The organism is Streptomyces sp. Ru73 (assembly GCF_002920575.1).
Lineage (GTDB): Bacteria > Actinomycetota > Actinomycetes > Streptomycetales > Streptomycetaceae > Streptomyces.
In genome coordinates, this window is sequence record NZ_PQSQ01000033.1 from 49,149 (window position 1) to 68,700 (window position 19,552).

Here is a 19,552-nt window from a genome sequence, read left to right on the forward strand (position 1 = left end):
GATGCTACGACCGGGCATCTGGGCGCCCGTCGGAGGGCGGAGTGATGCCGCTCACTCCGCGCCCTATTTCGGTCTGAAATGATCACAACGTTGCCACGATGAGTCGATGGCGAATGAAACGTTCATTGGGCACGTGGACGGGGTGGTCCCCGGGACCGTCTTCGGCGACAGGGAAGCCGTCAAGGCGGCGAAGCTGCACTACCAGCACCAGTCCGGTATCTCGATCAACAAGGATTCGGACGGTGCCTGGGTCGCGAACGCGATCGTCCTCAACGGTGGCTACGAGGACGACGAAGACCACTGGGACTGGATCCGCTACACCGGTGCTGGCGCCCGCGATGAGCGGAAGAAGCAGATCGCTGACCAGGACTGGGACTACAAGGACAACGCGGCGTTGAAGCGGAGCCACGAGCGTGGGCACCCCATCCGCATCATCCGTGGGCACAAGGGCGACAAGCAGTACTCGCCCAAGGAGGGCTACCGGTACGACGGTCTCTACGAGATCACCGACATCCGCATGGTGCCGGGGAAGTCCGGCTGGCAGATCTGCCAGTTCGACCTGTACCGCCTGACGGACTCACAGCAGGAACTCACCAAGGCCGAGCAGGACATCGCCGCGCTCTTCGACTTCGACGCGGAGGAGAAGTTTCCGGAGACGCGTACGACGACCGTGCAGCGCATCGTGCGGGACACCGCGGTCGTACGGCGCGTGAAGGAGATGTACGACCACACGTGCCAGGTGTGTGGCATCCGCCTCGTGGGCGCGGGGGCAAGGCATACAGCGAAGGGGCGCACATCCGGCCGCTGGGGAAACGGCATCGGGGGCCTGATGTGGAGCAGAACGTCCTCTGCCTTTGCGCCAACTGCCACGTGCGCCTCGACAACGGTGCCCTCTACATCTCGGACGACTGGCGGGTTGTGGACCGCGCGGCCGCCGCGCAGCCGGATGCCGTCTTTCCCGAACTCACCCGGTATCCCGGGCACAACCTCGGCATCGACTACATCAGGTACCACCGCACGTGGTGGGACGAGAAGCTGTCCACGTCCTAGCGCCCTCCCTGCCACGGGCCAGCCCCGCGTGGCGGTGCCGCGTTAGTCGGGCCGGAGCCCGGGGTCGCGGTTATTCGGGGGGTGGGGTGTGGCGGGTGTGGTGGGCGTGGGTGAGGGCTGGGTGGGCCAGGGGTTTGGTTTGCCAGAGGTGGTGGAGGAGGGTGCGTTCGCGGGTGTGGAAGTCGGGGGTGGGGCCGGTGCGGTGGGCGCGGCGGCGGAGGAAGGCGAGGGACGTGGCCACGGCGGCGTACTCGGAGACGGCGCGGGCCGCGGCCGGGCCGTGGGTGCGGCGGGCGATCGTCCGGGCGAGGGCGCGGGTCTTGAGGGAGGAGAGGGTGAGCGGGTCGGTCGGGGTGAGCCAGCCGGCGGCCGCGTACGGGGGGAGGTAGGTGCGCAGGGAGAGCAGTTCCTGGCGGCGGGACCAGACCGCGAGGCAGGAGACGGCCGCGAAGACCGGGACCATGAAGAGCCCGTAGACGGCCAGGAAGCCGAAGCTGCCGAGGGAGGACGCGCTGTTCCATATGGAGTGCAGCAGGATCGCCGTCGTGAGGCCGAGGACGGGCAGCGCCAGGCGCAGCGCGCGGTGGTGCGGGTAACGGGTCGCGGCTATGCCGAAGGCCAGGCCGGTCAGGACCGTGAAGAGCGGGTGCGCGAACGGCGACATGATGACGCGTACGAAGAAGGTGCCCGCGGTGAGCGAGTCGGCGAGCCCGGCCAGTGAGTGCAGGCTGAGGGAGCCGAGGGAGAGGTCACGGCCGACGGCGTTGCCTAGGTAGAGGACGTTCTCGGTGAAGGCGAAGCCGGTGGCGGTGAGGCCGGCGATGACGATGCCGTCCGTGATGCCGTCGACGTGCCGTCTGCGGAAGACGAAGAGCAGCAGGATGGCGGCGGCCTTCGCCGACTCCTCCACGACGGGCGCCACGACCGTACTGCTCCAGGTCTCGGCGTCGGCGGGCGAGACGCTGGCGATGTTCGTACTCAGCCACTGGGTCGCGAAGCCGTTGGCGACGATCGCGACGAGCGTCGCGGCACACGCGCCCCAGGCGAAGGCGAACGCGAGGTTGCGCCAGGGCTCCGGCTCCACGCGGTCGAGCCAGCGGAAGACCGTGACGAGAACCGGTACCGGGAAGACGGCGAGTGCGAAGCCGACCAGGAAGCCCTCGGTGCCGGTCTGCCGGCGGACCATGGTCAGGATGGCGATGCCGGACAGGGTCAGCAGCGCTACGAGGGTGAAGAGCGAGAGGACGCGGAGCCAGGCTCGGCGGGAGGCCGAGGCGGGGGCGGAAGCCGGTGACTCCCGGCGCGTGAACAGCAGGCGGGCGAGGACGCCCCGGTGGCAGCCGCGCGTACCGGTCGTGGTGCCGTCCGGGGCCGGGGGCATGGCCGGTGGCCCGCTCGGCGGTCCGTACGAGGGACCCGAGGGGCGGTCCGGTGACGGCTGTGACGGGTGCACTCTTCGACAGTAACCACCAGGTGGCGGCGGCGCGCGCACTCACGTACCCGGGCCGATAGCTGTCGGTACCGGGGGCGAATACGGGGCGGATTCCGGTCGGATTCCGGTCGGCTTCCGGTTGGGAAGCGGGCGGGAGCCGTCCGGAGCCGAGTGGGAGCTGTCCGGAGCGGGCGGGAGCTGTTCGGAACCGGGCGGGAGCCGTCCAGAACGTGCGGGGTGCCGGTCGCCCACCGGCCGTTGCCGGTCAGTCGGCGCGGCGCCGGAAGAGGAGGTCGTGGACGATGTGCCCCTTGTCCAGACCCTGGCCCTCGAACTTGGTGAGGGGGCGGAAGTCGGGGCGGGGCGCGTAGCCGTCGTGCAGGTTCTCCAGGGTCGGCTCGGCGCTCAGGACCTCGAGCATCTGCTCGGCGTACGGCTCCCAGTCGGTCGCGCAGTGCACGATCGCGCCCGGCGCGAGCCGCGTCGTGACCAGGGAAAGGAACTCCGGCTGGATCAGGCGGCGCTTGTGGTGACGCTTTTTGGGCCACGGGTCAGGGAAGTACACGCGCAGTCCGGCCAACGAGGCGGGGGCGAGCATCTCGCGGAGGAGGATGATCGCGTCACCGTTGGCCACCCGGATGTTGGACAGGCCGTTGCGCTCGGCGAGGGCGAGGAGGTTGCCCTGGCCAGGGGTGTGGACGTCGCAGGCGAGGATGCCGGTGTCCGGGTCGGCGGCGGCCATCTGGGCCGTCGCCTCGCCCATGCCGAAGCCGATCTCCAGGACGACGGGCAGGCCGTCGAACAGCTCGTCCAGGTCGATGCGGGAGAGGCCGTCGATGTCCAGGCCCCACTTGGGCCACAGGCGGCGGATCGCGTCGGCCTGGGAGGGCGAGACGCGGCTGCGGCGCGGCTGGAACGAGCGGATGCGGCGCTCGTGGTGCGAGCCCGCCGGGTCGGCGGCCGGGCCTGTGCCGTGCGGGAACATGGGCTCGCGCCCGCCGGGCCGGGTGCCTGCGGCGGGCGTCTGCGGGGCCGGCCGGCCCGCCGGCTGGTCGGCCGACTGCGGGGCCGAGTGCGGGGTCGGCCGGTCGGCCGGCTGCCGAGGGGCCTCCGCGTCGGGCGCCGACGGGACGGCGGCGCCACCCTCGCGCGTCTCGGTGGTGGCGGGGGCGGGCTCGGCTGGGGTGGCGGGGGTTCTCGGACACAGTGGGTCGATTCTACGGGCGGGTGGGGACGGGGCGAGGCGGGCGGGCAGGCCGGGGACGGGACGCGGTCCGGCCGCCCGGTGGGTGGGGCGGGGTGCGACGCCGGCTGCCCGGTGGTGGGTGGGGGCGCGGCCTCGGCGCCCGTCGGCGGGGTGCCGATGTGCCCGCCCCTCCCCAAGCTCTCGGTTCCGCTCGAGCAGGGGGCACCACCGCCCCAGCGGTCCGCGGCCCACAGCGGGGATTGCGTACGGCCGCCGGCTGCCCCAGCGGCCCCCGCTGCCCACAGCGGTGGTGGGAAAAGAGGCCGCGCGGGTCACCCCAGCAGTCGCAGTGCCCGTTCCGCTATTTCCCTGCCGATGGGGAGGGACGCCGTGGCTGCCGGGGACGGGGCGTTCAGTACGTGGATGGTGTGCGGGCCCTCCGTGATGAGGAAGTCGTCGACGAGGGTGCCGTCAGGGAGGACGGCCTGGGCGCGGACGCCGGCCGGGGCCGGGACGAGGTCGCCGGGCGTGACGGCCGGGAGCAGGCGGCGGACCGCGTCGGTGAAGGCGCGCTTCGAGAGGGAACGGTGCAGCTCACCCGTGCCGTACCGCCAGTGGCGCCGGGCTATCTGCCAGGCGCCCGGGTACGCCAGGGTGCCCGCCAGCTCGCCCGGCCGGACCGTGCGCCAGTCGTACCCCTCGCGGGCCAGGGCCGGGACGGCGTTCGGCCCGATGTGCACGTCGCCGTGGATGCCGCGGGTCAGATGGACGCCGAGGAACGGGAACGCCGGGTCGGGGACGGGGTAGACCAGGCCGCGTACGAGGGAGTCGCGCGCGGGGGAGAGGGAGTAGTACTCGCCGCGGAACGGGACGATGCGCATGCCGGGGGCGTCACCGGCCAGCCGGGCGACCCGGTCGCAGTGCAGACCCGCGCAGTTCACCAGGGCCCGGGCGCGGACGACCCGGCCGCCGGACGTACGGACCGCGACGCGGCCGGCGCGGCGGCCGATCGTGCACACGTCGGCGCCGTACTCGATGCGCGCGCCGGCCTCCGTCGCCAGGTCGGCCAGGCGTGCGGCGACCGCGCCGAAGTCGGCGATGCCGGTCGTGCCGACGTGGATGGCGGCGAGGCCGCGCACCTCCGGCTCGTACTCCAGGATCTGCGCGGGGCCCAGCTCGCGGACGGGGATGCCGTGCTCCCGGCCGCGCTGGATGAGGGAGTGCAGGCGGGGCAGCTCGGCGCGGTCGGTGGCGACGATCAGCTTGCCGGTGATCTCGTGGGGTATGTCGTGCTCGGCGCAGAACTTGGCCATCTCGGCCGAGCCCTCCAGCGCGAAGCGGGCCTTGAGGGAGCCGGGCGGGTAGTAGATACCGCTGTGGATCACGCCGCTGTTGCGGCCCGTCTGGTGGCGGGCCGGTCCCGGCTCCTTCTCCAGCACGACGACGCGGGTGCCGGGGGCTGCCCGGGTGATCGCGTACGCCGTCGACAGGCCGACGATGCCGGCACCGATGATCACCACGTCGCAGTCGGAGTGGCGGGTGGGGCCAGGCGTCGGGACCGCCCGCGCGGCATCGTCGGCATGCACGGCAGGAGCAGCGCCGGTATGCGCGGCACGGGTGGCAGGGGCAGCGGCCGCCCGCTCCGCTCCCACGGGCTTCCCCAGCCCCGCTTCCGCACGCCGCGCAGCCTGCGCGGAGCCCTCGGGTGCCTCCCCCTCGGGCCGCCCCTCCGCCTGCTCGAACGCCATCGCGGCAGCACCTCCCCATCACGAGCAACGTCACGTCACGACCGACATACCCATCATGACGGGGAGCACTGACATCCGACCGCTGCCGGCTTCCCCGCCGGGCCGCCGGGCAGGGTACGACCAGCGCGGCGGCCGCTACGGCGGGCCGCCGGGAGCAGCCGAAAGAGCCACCTGCCGACGGACCGGAGGCTGACGGCGCGGAGACCGACGGCGCGGAGACCGACGGCGCCGGCGGACCGGCCCAGCACCGGCGGACCGGCCCAGCACCGCCAACCCGAGCCCGCACCGATACCCCGGGCCCGCACCCCGGCGCGCGGTCCGCTCACCCGCCTCCGCTCGGCCCTGCCGCGGCAGGCCCGTACACGCAGCTCCGCCCCGGCCTCAGGCCTGCGCCACCAGCAGCGGCCTGGCCCGTTCGCGGAGCTCCACCACGCGGGGCTCGTCGCCGTACGGCTCCAGGCGGTGCAGGAGGTCGCGTACGTACTCCGTCGTGCGCGCCGAGGAGATCCGCCCGGCCACCTCGACCGCGCGGGTGCCCGCCGCGCAGGCCGCGTCCAGATTGCCCGACTCCAGCTCGGCCACCGCCGACACCACCAGCCGCAGGCCGTGCGAGCGCACGAACTCCTCGGTGGGGCGGGACAGGGCCTGTTCCGTGAAGCGCCGTACCTGGCGCGGAAGTCTCAGGTCGCGGTAGCACTCGGCGGCGTCGGCGGCGAACCGCTCGTACGAGTAGAAGTCCAGCCAGGACGGGTCCGGGTCGCCGTCCCTGGACCGTTCGAGCCAGCCCTCGGAGGCCTTCAGGGCGACCTCGCAGGCGCGGCCCTCGCCGGCCTTCGCCTGGGCTCTGGCCTCGACCAGCCGGAAGAAGCTCATCGTGCGGGCCGTGGCCAGCCCGCGGTTGCGTTCCAGCGCCGCCTGGGCGAGGTCGACGCCCTCGTCGGCGAAGCCCCGGTACGTCGCCTGCAGCGACATGGACGCCAGGACGTAGCCCCCCAGGGGCACGTCGGCCGCGGCGCGTGCCAGGCGCAGCGCCTGGATGTAGTACCGCTGCGCCGCCTCCTGCTGGCCCGTGTCGAACGCCATCCACCCGGCCAGCCGGGTCAGTTCGGCGGTGGCCCCGAACAGCGCGCGCCCCACCTCGTCGCTGTACGAGGCGAGGAGTAACGGCGCCGCGTCCACCCGGAGGCACTCCGGAACCATCGAGGAACGCCAGTCGCCGCCCCCGTACTTGGAGTCCCAGCGGCGCGCGTCCTCGGCCGCCTCGCGGAGCTTGGAGACGTCGCTGTGGCCGACGTGCTGCGGCAGCGGCTCGCTGCCGGCCGCCGCCTCCTTCGGTTCCTCCCGGCCGGTGGCTCTGTCCCTCGCGGAGACGGCGCCCGGCTTGCCCTCGGGCACGGCGGCCGGCCCCGAAGGAGCGCCGTCGGGGCCCGTGTCCGCCTCCGTGTCGTGCGGTCCGCCGCGGCCGGCCTCGGCTTCGGGCACGCCGCGCGCCACCGAACTGTCGGCCGGGGATATGAGCCAGCGGGACGCGGGCGTGGCGTACGCGCTCACGGCGAAGGAACCGGCCAGGCTCTGCCAGATGCCGCCGCCGCCCGCCCGGCGTCCGGCCAGATCCAGCCGGTACAGCTCGGTCGCGGACCGTACGGCCGCGCTCACGTCACGGGGGAAGGCCAGGCCGACCTCGGGCGCGGGATCGGCGTCGGCCAGCCCGATCTCGTGCAGCGGCACCGGACGGCCGAGCTTGCTGCCGATCGCAGCCGCAATCAGATGTGGCGCGGCACCCTGCGGGACCATGCCTTTCGACACCCACCGGGCGACGGACGTCTTGTCGTAACGAAGCGTCAGTCCGCGCTGCGCACCGAGGTCGTTGACCCGACGGGCGAGCCCGGCGTTACTGATCCCCGCGAGGGCGAGAACGGTGCCGAGTTTTTCGTTCGGCCCGCGAGTATCCCTGGACATGCGCACCCCTCGACCAAGCGACGGCCACCCCGTACTCCCCGGGGCATGCGTCCACCCAGAGTAGTTCGCTGAATCCCGACCGTTAAGGGCCGGTGTCTTGGATGGCGAGATTCATGTCCGAAGGGGAGGACGGGTGTGGGCATGTGCTCCGGGTACGTGTTGCCGTGCGCCCGTCCGTGCGCGCTGGCCGCCCCGCCGCGGGCACGTTTCCATGGAACCTGCGTGGGTCGGCCCGCTGCACTGGATCCAGTGGGCTGGGGGACACCGCCACCTCATTCCCCGCGGGTGGCGGTCCGGTCCGGGGGGTGAGTCCCACCTCCCGGACTGTCGCGATCACTTCCGCAACGCCTCGGGATCGGACCGTACAGCGGTCCGTACGGTCCGGGCGGCGGGCCATGAGCTTCGCCGACCGCCCCCGAGTGCGCCGGGTGAGCGCCGAGAGTGCTCCCCTCCGCAACGTATCGGTACGGAACGGACTTTGGCTGAATACCGTCACCCGCCGGTTTCTCGCCGCGCGCGTCGCGCGGGCTCTTCGGGGGGCGTGGCCGGGCACGTACACGCCGTCCCCGTGCCACCTCCCGTACGCCCCTGCCGTGGCAGAGTGTTCCGCACAACAGCAGTGCCGTGCGCCGTGCGGGGCGGCCGAGCGCCCCGTGGCCGGTGTACGGAGCGAAGCGACGGGGAGACGGGCGGGGAGGCCGCGATGCGCTGGTTGGTGGGGTGGAGCAGTACCGCCACGGGCCCGGACCTCACCGACGACAGCCGGACGGTGCTCCCCGTGGGCGCCCAACTCCTGTGGGACGGCCCCGATCCGCTGTGGGCGGTCGGCGACTGGCGCCCCGACGAGGTGCGCGTCGTGCAGGCCGACCCCGAGACCCGGATCGCGGTCTTCGGGGTCTGCGGCGCCACCGACGACCAGTTGCGCGTGGGCCTGCTGGCGGCGCGCGGCGGAGCGCTGCGTCACCTCACCGCCTGGCCCGGGAGCTACACCGCCGTCGCGCAGGTGGGCCGCCGGCTGACCGTCACGGGCGATCTGGCCGGTGCTCGGCCGGTGTTCCACACCCGGTGGGCGGGCGGCACGGCCTACGCGACCGCCGCGCTGCCGCTCGCCGACCTGATCGAGGCGAGCCTCGACGTCGGGCACCTCGCGGCCCTGCTGGCCTGCCCGGACGCGCCCGAGGCGCTGGGCCACGGAACGCCCTACGCGGGCGTGCGGCGCGTCCCGCCCGGCCACGCCCTCGTGCTGCGCGGCGGGACCAGCGAGATCACCTCGTACGAGCGGACCCAGTCGCTGGCCGTCTCCGCGCCGCAGCTCGCTCCCGAACAGGCCGTGGACGGCGTGCGGGAGGCGCTCGTGGAGGCCGTACGGGCGCGTCTGGCGGCCCCGCGGCACGCGCCCGACCCGCACGGCGGCCCGGGCGCTCCCGGCGGCCTGGACCCCGGTCCGGTGCCCGGCATGGGCCCGGCGGACCGGCGGGCGGCCCGCGGCGCTCCGGCGCCCGGCGTCGGTGCCGACCTGTCCGGCGGCAGCGCCTCGGGCACGCTGGCGCTGCTCGCCGCGGGCCTGCCGGGGCAGCCGGGCCGGCTCAACGGGCAGGGCGAGCGGCTGCTCGCGGTGACCTTCAACGACCGGGCCACCAACGGCGGCAGGGAGTACCGGGAGGCCGAGCTGGAGCGGGCCCGCAGCATCGCGGACAACCCGCGGCTGCACCACGTGGTGGTCGCCGCGGGCGAGGAGGCGCTGCCGTACGCGGACCTCGGGGCCGGGCCGCTCACGGACGAGCCGGGGCCCTCGATGGTCTCCGCCGAACGGCACCGCAGGCGGCTGCTCTCGGGGAGCGCCGACCACTTCGTGGGGCACGGCGCGCGGCAGGTGCTGGACGCCCATCCGGCGCGCCTGGCCGACCTGTTGCTGGACCGGCACCGCCGGCACCTGCTGCGGCCCGTCACGGCGCTCGCGAAGGCGGACGGCACCGCGGCGCACTCGGTGCTCATACCGTTCACGGTCTACCGGGCCGCGCGCCGGCTGGCCCGTACGCCCTACGGGACGGGCATCTCGGAGGCCGCCGGGAGGCTGCGGGCACGTGAGTTCGCCGACGAGCCGGTGACGGGCAGCGCCGTGGACGCCTCCCTGGCGGCGCTCACGTGGTGCCGGCCAGGGCCCGCCGCGCGCTGGCTCACAGGAGAGGCGCTCGCTGAAGTATCGGTTCGGCTGAGCGACGCGGCGCTGCGCGCGCCGGCCGTCGGGCGCCCCGGCGAGCGCCGCGCCCGCGCCGCACTCGCCCGGCACGCCGCCGACCACCGGGTCTTCGAGCAGGCCGCCGAGGTACGGAACCAGCGGCTGCACGCGCCCTTCCTGGACAACCAGGTGGTACTCGCCTGCCGCGCGCTCCCGGACACGCTGCGGGTGCAACCGGGCGCGCGCGCCTCGGTCCTGCGCGCCGTGCTCTCCGGAGCCGGCGTCCGCGACCTCCCGCCCGGCTGGGGCGCCACCTCGCACGTGACGCACGCGGCGGCGGTACGTGCCGGGCTGCGCGCCTCGATGGACGACCTGCTCCGGCTGTTCGACGCGCCGCTGCTCGCCGACGCGGGGCTCGTGGAGGCCCGCGTCGTACGGAAGGCGCTGCGGGCTGCCGCCGACGGGGCACCGCTGCCGCTGGACGGCCTGGCCGAGCTGGTCTCCACGGAGCTGTGGCTGCGCCGCCTGCTCGCCCGGCGCGGCACCTGCTGGACCGGCGCCGCGGCCCCCAGGCAGCGCGCGGTCTCCAGCGGGGTCGAGCGACTGGCCCTCTAAGGCGCCGCGCCACCGGGCGCAGCCAAGGCGCCGCGCCACCGGGCGCAGCGCTCACCGACAGCTGATCTGTGACTGTGCCCAGTCGCTGAACGTCAGGGTGTCGGCGGGCGTCGCCGGCTCGGCGACCAGCCGGAGGGTCTTGCGGCCCGCCAGCGGTACGTGCACCGGTACGGCCGCGTCACCGCCCCGCACCACACCGGAGCGCCACTGCCGCACGCCGTCCGCGTACACGGAGAAGCGCACCGCGCCGCGTCCCAGTGCCAGGTCGTCCACGCCCGCGACGGCGTCGAAGACCGTGCACTCCCGGTTGAGGTCGATCGTCACCGACGACGGTGCGTGCGTCGTCACTCCACGGGGGTACTGCTTGCCGCCGATGCTGACGTTCCCCTGGCGCTTCCACAGGAAGCTGCTCTCCGCGGTGCGCACCTCCGGCTTGTCACCGCTGCCGGTGAAATCCCAGTCCAGGGTGTTGACCGGGAACGGCGCGGCCGGCGGGGGCGCCGGTGCGGGCGGTGTCGGCTTCGGTTTCGGCGGGGGCTTCGGAGCCGGCGCGCGCGTCGGCTCGGGCGCGGGCTTCGCCGGCTTCGGCTTCGGAGGCGGGGTGGGCTTGGGCTTCGGCTTCGGCGGTACGGGCTTGGGCGCCGGCGGCTCGGGCTTCGGCTTCGGGGTGGGCTTGGGCGCCGGCTTCTGCGGTGCCGGGCTGGACGGGGCCGGCGGGCGCGGCTCGGCCTGTGGCTTCGGCGGGTCGTGCAGGCCGGCCAGGGCCATGGCCACGCCCGCGGCGGCGACCGTGAGCCCCGCGCCGATGCCGACCTTCGCGGGCGTCCCGAGCCCCTCGGCGGCGGCTCCGGCCCCCGCGGAGTGCCCGGTGCCCCCGGCCGCCGCCGCGGCGCCCGTGGCGGCCGCAGCGCCCGCTCCAGCGGCCCCCACGACCCCGGCCGCCGCCTTGACGGCGTACCCGGCGGCGAACCAGCCGATGACCGCGACCGGCAGCACCGCGCGGATCCGCTGGTTGACGTCGGCGACCTCGCGCGCCGCGAGACGGCAGCGCGCGCACTCGTCCAGGTGCTTGCGCAGCCCGCGCTCGGCCCGTACGCGCAGACCGCCGCGGGCGTACGCGCCCAGCCGGTCCGCGTACCGGGCGCAGTCGCCGCCCGCCGTCAGGGTCTCGCTGACGTGCGCCTGGAGGTACGCCTGCTTGAGGCCCTCCCGTGCGCGGTGCGCCAGCACGGCCGTGGCGTTGGCGGACAGCCCGAGGAGCGGTGCCACCTCGCTCGGGGACTCCTCCTCGACCGTCGTGTGCCACAGCACCGTCTGGTAGCGCTCGGGCAGGCTGCGGAACGCCCGTACGGCCAGCGACCGCTCGGCCTCGTGCATCGCGCGCACGTCCGCCCCCAGGTCCAGCGTGTCGTCGTCCATCGAGGAGCCGGCGGCGGAGGACGCGAAGACCGCGAAGTCCTCGACCAGGTGCTCGCGCTTGGCGGTCCGGCTCCAGTTGGCCGCCGCGCGGCGCACGGTGGTGAGCAGGTACGCGCGTACCGCGGTCTTCGGGCCCGAGCCGCGGCGCACCGCCTGGAGGGTGCGCGCGAAGACCTCACCGGTCAGGTCCTCGGCGGTGTGCGCGTCCCGGCAGCAGGTGCGGGCGTAGCGGCGTACGGCGTCGGCGTGCCGGCGGTACAGCTCCTCGTAGGCGCTGTCGTCGCCGGCCCGCATACGGGCCACCAGCTCGGTGTCGGACAGGGGCGCACGGGGCCCGCCGGGCTCGGCACCGGACGGCGTGGCCTGTCCGGCCGTGCCGGACCCGGGCGTGCGCTGCTGCGGCACGGCTTCCGGACGGCCCGTGTCCGGGCCGGCGCCTCTGACCGCGCCGTCGTCGCGCTCGTCGCGCCCCTCAAATGTCATTGCCGAGGCTCCCGGACCTACGCTCCCACCCTGACCATCGCGCAAGACTGCCACAAGGTTGGCTGAACCCTTATGGCGGAGTCCGGCAATCACTCGTCCGGGGTTACTTGCCGGGCAACAGCTCTAGAAGTCACCCGACCGGGGCATGATTCCTCACTTGGGGGCGGGGCGGAAAGGGCCGGGAACGCGGCAGTGGCCGGGGCGATCGCCCCGGCCACCGGTCCGTACGCGTCCGCTCAGGCCACCGGCCGCGACCGGAGGCCCTCCAGCAGGATCTCCAGGAGCCGCGCCGAGGCGGCCTGCTGCTGCGCCGCGTCCGGGAGCGAGGGCGCCCCCGTGGCGATCACCAGCAGCACGTCCGAGACCGTCACGTCGGCGCGCAGCTCCCCTGCCTCGCGCGCCCGCTCCACGAGCTGCCCGACGACCTCCAGGAGGGCCTGTGCGCCCCCGCTGTCGGCCGCTGTCGCCTCCGGGCCCTGGCCGTTGGGGTGCGACGCCGCCGGCTCGTCGTCCGGCGCCGTGCGCTGGGCGACGATGCGCAGCTCGCCGGGCGCCACGGCGGGCTCCGGCGCGGACCGCTGCTGCGGCACCCGTGCCTCCGCGAGCCCGTCGGCCCCGTCCACGCCGCTGCCGACCCGCAGGATGCTCGGCGGCAGCAGCCGGCCGGCGCCGGACGCCACGGACGTGCGCAGGAAGCGCGAGAGGGCCGACCACGGGTCGTCCTCCTGCCCGAGCGCGGTACGCGCCTGGTCCGTCAGCCGGGCGGTCTCCTCCTCCGCTATCCGGCGGACCAGGACGTCCTTGCTCGGGAAGCGGCGGTAGACCGTGCCCACCCCCACCCGGGCCCGGCGGGCCACGTCCTCCATGGGCGCGCCGTACCCCAGCTCCCCGAAGACTTCACGGGCGGCGCGCAGGACGTGTTCCAAGTTGCGCTGTGCGTCCACCCGGAGCGGTGTGGTCCGGGCGGGCGCGCCCGCCTCGCTCACGCCGCCGGTCCGGTCGCCCGCAGCGGACGCCACGGCCGCCGGCCAATGAGAACTCTGCATGTGCATAGATGATCCCCCGGTAATGACGTCTCCCCCCGGAGACTCCCCGCCCTGACTGCCGGGGATCGCCGACAACCGGCTCCCCGACGGAGTACGAACATAGTTGAGCGCAGGTCAAGAATGAAGGGGGCAGTTCCGTACAGTCCGCCCCTCGAACGGAGTACGGGCCCGTTCCGCCCCGTTTCCGTACACTCCCGCCATCTCGTACCCCCTCCTGACCTGCGCAGCTCATTCCACACCTGCGGAACGGGCGCTTCCAACGGGGCACACCGCGCACCGTCCGTATTTCGCCTTTCCTGTGGACAAAGGGACGGCGGAGAGGCGTCATGGAGAAATGCTGTGTCCCGGAGCGGGTACACGGCTATCCGATCGTGGCTCCGCCGGGGCCGGACCGACGCCCCCGGAAGCACCCCACGGGCCATGGGCGACGTCGCGAGGAGATCCTCTGTGAAGCACCCGGCGCGCATTCTCGTAGTCGGCGGCGGCTACGTCGGCATGTACACCGCCCTCCGTCTGCAGCGGAAGCTGCGCAAGGAACTGCAGGGCGGCACCGTCGAGATCGTGGTGGTCGACCCCGACCCGTACATGACCTACCAGCCGTTCCTGCCCGAAGCGGCGGCCGGCTCCATCTCGCCCCGCCATGTCGTCGTCCCCCTGCGCCGCGTCCTGGACCGGTGCCGCGTCGTCATCGGCGAGGTGACGGGCATCGACCACGCCAAGCGCACCGCCACCCTGTCCACGCTGGCCACGGAGGAGGAGGGCACCGGCGGCATCGAGATGCAGTACGACGAGCTGGTACTCGCACCCGGCTCGATCTCGCGCACGCTGCCCGTCCCGGGATTGGCCGAATTCGGTATCGGCTTCAAGACCGTCGAGGAAGCCATCGGGCTGCGCAACCACGTACTGGAGCAGCTGGACATCGCGTCCTCCACCCGTGACCCCGCCGTCCGGGACGCCGCGCTCACGTTCGTCTTCGTGGGCGGCGGCTACGCGGGCGTCGAGGCGCTCGCCGAGCTGGAGGACATGGCCCGCTACGCGGTGCGGTACTACCACAACGTGCGCGCCGAGGACATGAAGTGGCTGCTGGTCGAGGCGACCGGCCGCATCCTGCCCGAGGTGGGCGAGGAGATGGGCACGTACGCCCTACGGGAGCTGCGCGGCCGCAACATCGATGTGCGGCTCGACACGCGCCTGGAGTCGTGCGAGAACCGCGTCGCCGTCCTGGACGACGGCTCGCGCTTCCCGACCCGCACCCTCGTGTGGACGGCCGGCGTCAAGCCGCACCCCATCCTGGCCGCGACCGACCTGCCGCTCAACGAACGCGGCCGCCTGAAGTGCACCGCCGCGCTCCGGGTGGCGGGCGTCGAGCACGCCTGGGGCGCCGGTGACGCCGCCGCCGTACCGGACGTCACGGCCGAGGAACCCGGCAAGGAGTGCGCGCCCAACGCGCAGCACGCCGTGCGCCAGGCCAGGGTGCTCGCCGAGAACATCGCCGCCGCCCTGCGGAACGAGCCCGTCCACGACTACGCGCACAAGTACGTCGGCTCGGTCGCCTCCCTCGGGCTGCACAAGGGCGTGGCCCACGTGTACGGACGGAAGCTGAAGGGCTATCCGGCGTGGTTCATGCACCGCGCCTACCACCTCAGCCGCGTCCCGACGCTCAACCGCAAGGCGCGCGTGGTCGCCGAATGGTCGCTCGCCGCGTTCTTCAAACGCGAGATCGTCTCCCTCGGGTCGCTGGAGAACCCGAGGGCGGAGTTCGAACTCGCCGCCGGCACCGGCCGGCCCGGCGAGGCGGGTTGACGTCCTGTCCGGCGCGGAGTTGACGCCCCTTCCGGGTTCCGCGCCGGCGGGGCCGGCTCCGTGACGCCGCGGTCCGCGCGCCCCGAGACACCGTGTGCCCCCTGTGCCTGCCGTGGTCAGGGCCTGGACCATGCGCACTCGTCGGTCATACGTTCACCGTTGCGTTCAGTCGAACGGGCGGTGCCGTACCAGGACAGGAACTCCAGCCGCCACTCCGGCGTCTGACGGATGTCAGTCCGGTCGGTCACACTGGACGTGTGACCATGGGTGGGCTCGTATTTGCAAAGAGTGACAAGCGCGAGGAATTGGGACGTTTGCTGCATCACGCCAGAGGGCGCTCGGCGCGCCCCCGCCCGACCTTCCGCCGGCCGGCGGCCGGGCGGCACCTCCCGGCCGCCGGACCGACTCGGCGCCGCGTCGCGGACTAAGAGGGACACCTTCGTGAACTTCACTCGCTGGAGCGCCCGTTTCCCCGGCACACAGCGCCGTGCCGCGCGGGCCGACCGCGGCGCGGCGCCGGGCGCGTCGTCGCCCAAGCCGCCCCGGAGAACCACCGCCCCCGCGGCCACGCAGCCCACGGGGACCTCCGGCGCGTCCGCTGCCCCGTCCGCCGACGCCGCCGACCACGCCGAGGCCGACCCGTCAGCCCCCGCCGCCGGCACCACGACGGACACCGCGGCCGGCCCGCCCGATACCGCCGGCGGCTCGGTCCCCGCCGCGCGCGCCGAGCACACCGACGCGCACGCCCCCGCCACGGGCGGCGCCTCCGGCCCGCCCACCGTCGACGCGCTCTCCGCCCACGAGATCCTCGGCACGATCCCCGCGCTGGTCGCCGTCGTCTACGGCCCCGAGCACCGCATCGCGTACGTCAACGGCGCGTACGCCAAGGTCTTCGGCAGCCGCCCCGCCGGCCTGACCGCGCGCGAAGCCCTCCCCGAGCTCGCCGAGCTGGGCCTGCTGCCCCTGATGGACCAGGTGCTGCGCAGCCGCAAGCCCCGTACGGTCAAGGCCCGCAAGGTCCCCGGCGGCGCGGGCTCCGACCTCAGCCGCGACGGCTACTACACCTTCACCTGCACCCCCATCGAGGTCGCGGCGGCCAGCGCACCGGCCCCCGATCCCGAGGTCGCCTGCGTCGCGCCGCACAAGGGCGTCCTCGTCTTCGCCGCCGACGTCACCGACCAGGTCGAGGCCGCCGAGCGGCTGCGCGCGGCGGAGCGCCGCCAGCGCGAGGCCGCCGTCACCCTCCAGCGCTCCCTGCTCCCCCAGGAGCTGGAACAGCCCGACGACCTCCGGGTCGCCGCGATCTACCACCCCGGCGGCACCGACGCGGCGGTCGGCGGCGACTGGTACGACGTGATCACCCTCGGCGCCGGCCGTACCGCGCTGGTCATCGGCGACGTCATGGGCCGCGGCGTGCGCGCCGCCGCCGTCATGGGCCAGCTCCGCACGGCCGTCCGCGCCTACGCCCGGCTCGACCTCCCACCGCACGAAGTCCTCCAGCTGCTGGACGGCCTCGCCGCGGAGATCGACGCCAGCCAGATCGCCACCTGCGTGTACGCCGTGCACGACCCGAACGAGGGCCGGCTGGTCTACGCCTCGGCAGGCCATCTGCCGATCCTCGTGCGCGACCAGGACGGCACGGTCCACCGCGCCGAGGAGCCGACCGGCCCGCCCCTCGGCACGGGCGGCTGGCTGCACACCTCCGGCAGCGTCCCGCTCGGCCCCGGCTCCACCGCCGTCCTCTACACCGACGGCCTGGTCGAGCGCCGCGACAAGGACATCGACGAAGGCGTCGCCGCCCTGGAGAGCGCCGTGGCCGGCGCCACCGGCGCCCCCGACATCATCTGCGACCGCCTGCTGCGTTCCCTGGGCATCTCCAACGACCACGACGACGACGTCGCCGTCCTGGTCCTCCAGCACCCGGACCGCACCGGCCCCGAGGCCGAGCTCTTCCACAACGCCGCTCTCGAACTGCACGGCGGCACCGAGGCGGCGCCGCGCGCCCGCGCGTTCGCCTCCGGCGTGCTCGCCTCCTGGCGCTTCTCCCCGGAGCTGCACGACCTCGGCGTACTGGCCGCGAGCGAGCTGGTCGCCAACTCCCTGCAGCACGGCACGCCGCCCATGCGGCTGCGGCTGCGGCGTACGGACCGCCGGCTGATCGTCGAGGTCACCGACGGCGACGACCACCTGCCGCGCCGCCGCCGCGCCGAGCCGGTGGACGAGGCGGGCCGCGGCATCTCGATCATCGCCACCATCGCCTCGAACTGGGGCTCCCGCCGCACGCCGGGCGGCGGCAAGGCGGTCTGGTGCGAGTTCGCCCTGCCGCGCGAGAGCTGACCGGCCGGCCGGGACGCCGCACGCACGAAAGGGGCCGGGCCCGTACAGAAGTACGGACCCGGCCCCGGCCGGTCACCCGGCTCACGCCACGCAGGCCACCTCGTCCCGCACCGGCACCTCCGCCGGCGCGGCCACGGCCCGCGGGTTGTCCTGCGCCGGGGTCAGCATCCGGCCCAGCCGCAGGGCCAGCGCCGAGATGCCGAGCGCGCACACCATCAGCATCACGATGTAAGCGGCCGACGCGCCGTGGCCGACCATCAGGGCGCCCACGGCCGGCCCGACCGCCAGCGCCAGCTGCTTCACCAGGGCGAAGACCGAGTTGTACTGACCGATCAGCCGGCTCGGCGCCAGGTCGGCGACCAGCGGCGACACCGTCGGCGACAGCAGCGACTCGCCCACGCCGAACAGCATGTACGTCGAGATCAGCAGCCCCGTGGCCACCGCCTGCGCGCCGTGCACTAGACCGGAGAGACCCGCGGCGATCCAGGCCACGGTCCAGATGACGCCGACCGTCGCGATGACCCGGCTGCGGCGCCGCCGCTCGACCAGCTTCAGCACGACGAACTGCGCCATCACGATGGCCGCTGTGTTGGCCGCCAGCGCGATGCCCAGCGTCGACGGCGCGATGTGGGTGACCTCGGTGGCGTACGCCGCGAGGCCCGACTCGAACTGCCCGTAGCAGGCGAAGAACAGCACGAACCCGAGCAGGCACAGCCACAGCATCCGCCGGTCGGCGAGCAGCGCCCGCCAGGCGCCCTCGGCCCGCGCCTCGACCGGGACCTCGCCCTCGACCCTGGGCGCCTTCGGCAGCCGGACGGTCGCCACGGCGGCGCCCAGCACCAGGAACATCGCGGCCTCGATCGCGAAGAGCCGCACGAAGCTCGCCGGGTCGTTCTCGTCGACGAGCATGCCGCCGATCAGCCCGCCGATGCCCAGCCCCAGGTTGTTCAGGAAGAACTGGGTCGCGAAGGCGCGCGACCGGGTCACGGTCGTCGAGCACCACACGATCATCGTCGCCAGCGCCGGCTGGATGACCGCGATGCCCGCGCCGAGCGCCACCGTCGCGGCGATGACCAGCGGTTCGCTGTCGGACAGGCCGAGGCCCAGCGCACCGATGGCGGCGGCGAACGTACCCACCACGGCCACCGGCAGCGGACCCCGCCGGTCGATGGCACGACCGGTGAAGGGCAGTACGACGAGCGCGGCGACGGCGAGCATGGCGAGCACGACGCCTGCCGTACTCGCACCCAGATCACGCACCTTCGCCACGTAGACGTACAGATACGGGACCGTGAAGCCGTTGCCGAACGCGCTCAGCGCGTTGCCCAGCTGGATCCGGCGCAGCGCGGCGCCCATTGCGGTGGTCACACTCACCTACCTAGGTCGAGAAAGCCGTCAGTCACGTATGCAGGCGTGCAGGGCAGGGCGCGGCGGCACGCGGGAATCGAGAACCCCCCGGAGCAGGCCTGGTGCCCCCCAGCACTGGCGGACTTCAGAGGAAGAGGAGAGCCGCAACGTGTCCGGTCCGTCCCGGACAGTCACAAGCTGAAGACTTCAACTCTAAAGTTCGAAGCTAAAGAGTACATGACCAAGGACTTCAACGCCAATGCGTTCCGTGCCATACTGCGCCGCATGTCAGAGCCCTCAGAAGCGGTCCAGAGCCCGGCCGAGCCGAGCCTCGAGGAACAGATCGCGGCCTACCAGCGCGAGTTCCAGGACCTCGACCCGCAGGTGGAGAAGGTCGTCTCCGCGCTGCAGCGCCTCAACCGCCGGATGAACGTCGCCTACGGCCGGCAGACCGCGACGCTGGGGATCAGCAATGCGGAGTGGGAGGTACTGAAGGCCCTCGTGGTCTCCGGCGCTCCGTACCGCCTGGGACCGGGCGAGCTGGCCAAGCGGCTCGGCCTCACGCCGGCCGCGATGACGCACCGCATCGACCGCATGGCGAACGAGGGACTCGTCAACCGGGAGCGCGACGAGAACAACCGCGTACGGGTCATCGTCGAGCTCACCACCGAAGGCCGCGAGAAGTGGCTGGAGGCCATGCGCCTCGCCTCGGTGTTCGAGGAGGATCTCCTCCAGGACCTCGACTCCCGCGAACGGGGGCTCCTCGGCGACGTGCTCACCCGGCTGCTGCGCCGGGTCGAGGACGCCCAGCCCGACGCGGACGGCCGCCTCAGCGACCTCGACTGAGGCCCGCCGTCATGGGCGCCACGGATGCCCCGGACACCGGTTGACACGGGGTACCCCGATCCGTAGTGTTCTCCGAGTTGCCACACAGCCGTAACGGTTCTG

12 protein-coding genes and 1 pseudogene are annotated in these 19,552 nt (G+C 73.8%); 6 read left to right on the forward strand and 7 right to left on the reverse strand.

All coding sequences use genetic code 11. From position 1 onward, the window contains the following. Nucleotides 1–106 precede the first annotated feature (106 nt). Together C3486_RS38785 and C3486_RS38790 are read left to right on the forward strand one after the other, a co-directional pair. Nucleotides 107–565 (forward strand): annotated as a pseudogene (locus tag C3486_RS38785) (YDG/SRA domain-containing protein); the annotation flags it as partial. Between the two features lie 176 nt (nucleotides 566–741). Continuing rightward, a complete protein-coding gene (locus C3486_RS38790) occupies nucleotides 742–1,050 on the forward strand; it encodes an HNH endonuclease (RefSeq protein WP_374936881.1) in 309 nt (102 codons plus the stop codon). A 70-nt stretch (nucleotides 1,051–1,120) separates the two neighbouring features. On the opposite strand, the gene C3486_RS16845 is transcribed toward C3486_RS38790, so the two are convergent. From C3486_RS16845 to C3486_RS16860, 4 genes are all read right to left on the reverse strand, one after another. Then, nucleotides 1,121–2,431, reverse strand: coding sequence for a PrsW family intramembrane metalloprotease (locus C3486_RS16845; protein WP_258052820.1), 1,311 nt, complete (start codon nucleotides 2,429–2,431; stop codon nucleotides 1,121–1,123). 316 nt (nucleotides 2,432–2,747) lie between these two features. Beyond that, the gene (gene trmB / locus C3486_RS16850) at nucleotides 2,748–3,698 is read right to left on the reverse strand and encodes a tRNA (guanosine(46)-N7)-methyltransferase TrmB (protein ID WP_103833530.1); all 951 of its coding nucleotides are present in this window, start codon (nucleotides 3,696–3,698) and stop codon (nucleotides 2,748–2,750) included. Between the two features lie 302 nt (nucleotides 3,699–4,000). Next, nucleotides 4,001–5,416, reverse strand: a complete 1,416-nt coding sequence (gene lhgO / locus C3486_RS16855) for an L-2-hydroxyglutarate oxidase (protein ID WP_258052821.1) — start codon at nucleotides 5,414–5,416, stop codon at nucleotides 4,001–4,003. Between the two features lie 381 nt (nucleotides 5,417–5,797). Further along, nucleotides 5,798–7,375 carry an MFS transporter gene (locus tag C3486_RS16860; protein ID WP_103833517.1) on the reverse strand — a complete coding sequence of 526 codons (1,578 nt, stop codon included), beginning with the start codon at nucleotides 7,373–7,375 and terminating at the stop codon, nucleotides 5,798–5,800. Nucleotides 7,376–8,078: 703 nt separating this feature from the next. Between C3486_RS16860 and C3486_RS16865 the strand changes: the two genes are divergently transcribed. Continuing rightward, the gene (locus tag C3486_RS16865; protein WP_103833518.1) at nucleotides 8,079–10,169 is read left to right on the forward strand and encodes an asparagine synthase-related protein; all 2,091 of its coding nucleotides are present in this window, start codon (nucleotides 8,079–8,081) and stop codon (nucleotides 10,167–10,169) included. Between the two features lie 51 nt (nucleotides 10,170–10,220). On the opposite strand, the gene C3486_RS16870 is transcribed toward C3486_RS16865, so the two are convergent. Together C3486_RS16870 and C3486_RS16875 are read right to left on the reverse strand one after the other, a co-directional pair. Then, the gene (locus C3486_RS16870; RefSeq protein ID WP_103833519.1) at nucleotides 10,221–12,071 is read right to left on the reverse strand and encodes a sigma-70 family RNA polymerase sigma factor; all 1,851 of its coding nucleotides are present in this window, start codon (nucleotides 12,069–12,071) and stop codon (nucleotides 10,221–10,223) included. Between the two features lie 236 nt (nucleotides 12,072–12,307). Next, nucleotides 12,308–13,123: a TetR/AcrR family transcriptional regulator gene (locus C3486_RS16875; RefSeq protein ID WP_103833520.1), complete on the reverse strand. Its 816-nt coding sequence runs from the start codon at nucleotides 13,121–13,123 to the stop codon at nucleotides 12,308–12,310. 414 nt (nucleotides 13,124–13,537) lie between these two features. Between C3486_RS16875 and C3486_RS16880 the strand changes: the two genes are divergently transcribed. Together C3486_RS16880 and C3486_RS16885 are read left to right on the forward strand one after the other, a co-directional pair. Next, nucleotides 13,538–14,920: an NAD(P)/FAD-dependent oxidoreductase gene (locus C3486_RS16880; protein WP_103833521.1), complete on the forward strand. Its 1,383-nt coding sequence runs from the start codon at nucleotides 13,538–13,540 to the stop codon at nucleotides 14,918–14,920. A 441-nt stretch (nucleotides 14,921–15,361) separates the two neighbouring features. Next, nucleotides 15,362–17,257: a SpoIIE family protein phosphatase gene (locus C3486_RS16885; protein WP_103833522.1), complete on the forward strand. Its 1,896-nt coding sequence runs from the start codon at nucleotides 15,362–15,364 to the stop codon at nucleotides 17,255–17,257. Between the two features lie 81 nt (nucleotides 17,258–17,338). Here C3486_RS16885 and C3486_RS16890 read toward each other — a convergent pair whose 3' ends face one another. Continuing rightward, the gene (locus C3486_RS16890) at nucleotides 17,339–18,625 is read right to left on the reverse strand and encodes an MFS transporter (RefSeq protein WP_103833523.1); all 1,287 of its coding nucleotides are present in this window, start codon (nucleotides 18,623–18,625) and stop codon (nucleotides 17,339–17,341) included. 264 nt (nucleotides 18,626–18,889) lie between these two features. Between C3486_RS16890 and C3486_RS16895 the strand changes: the two genes are divergently transcribed. Further along, nucleotides 18,890–19,450: a MarR family winged helix-turn-helix transcriptional regulator gene (locus C3486_RS16895; protein WP_103833532.1), complete on the forward strand. Its 561-nt coding sequence runs from the start codon at nucleotides 18,890–18,892 to the stop codon at nucleotides 19,448–19,450. Nucleotides 19,451–19,552 lie beyond the last annotated feature (102 nt).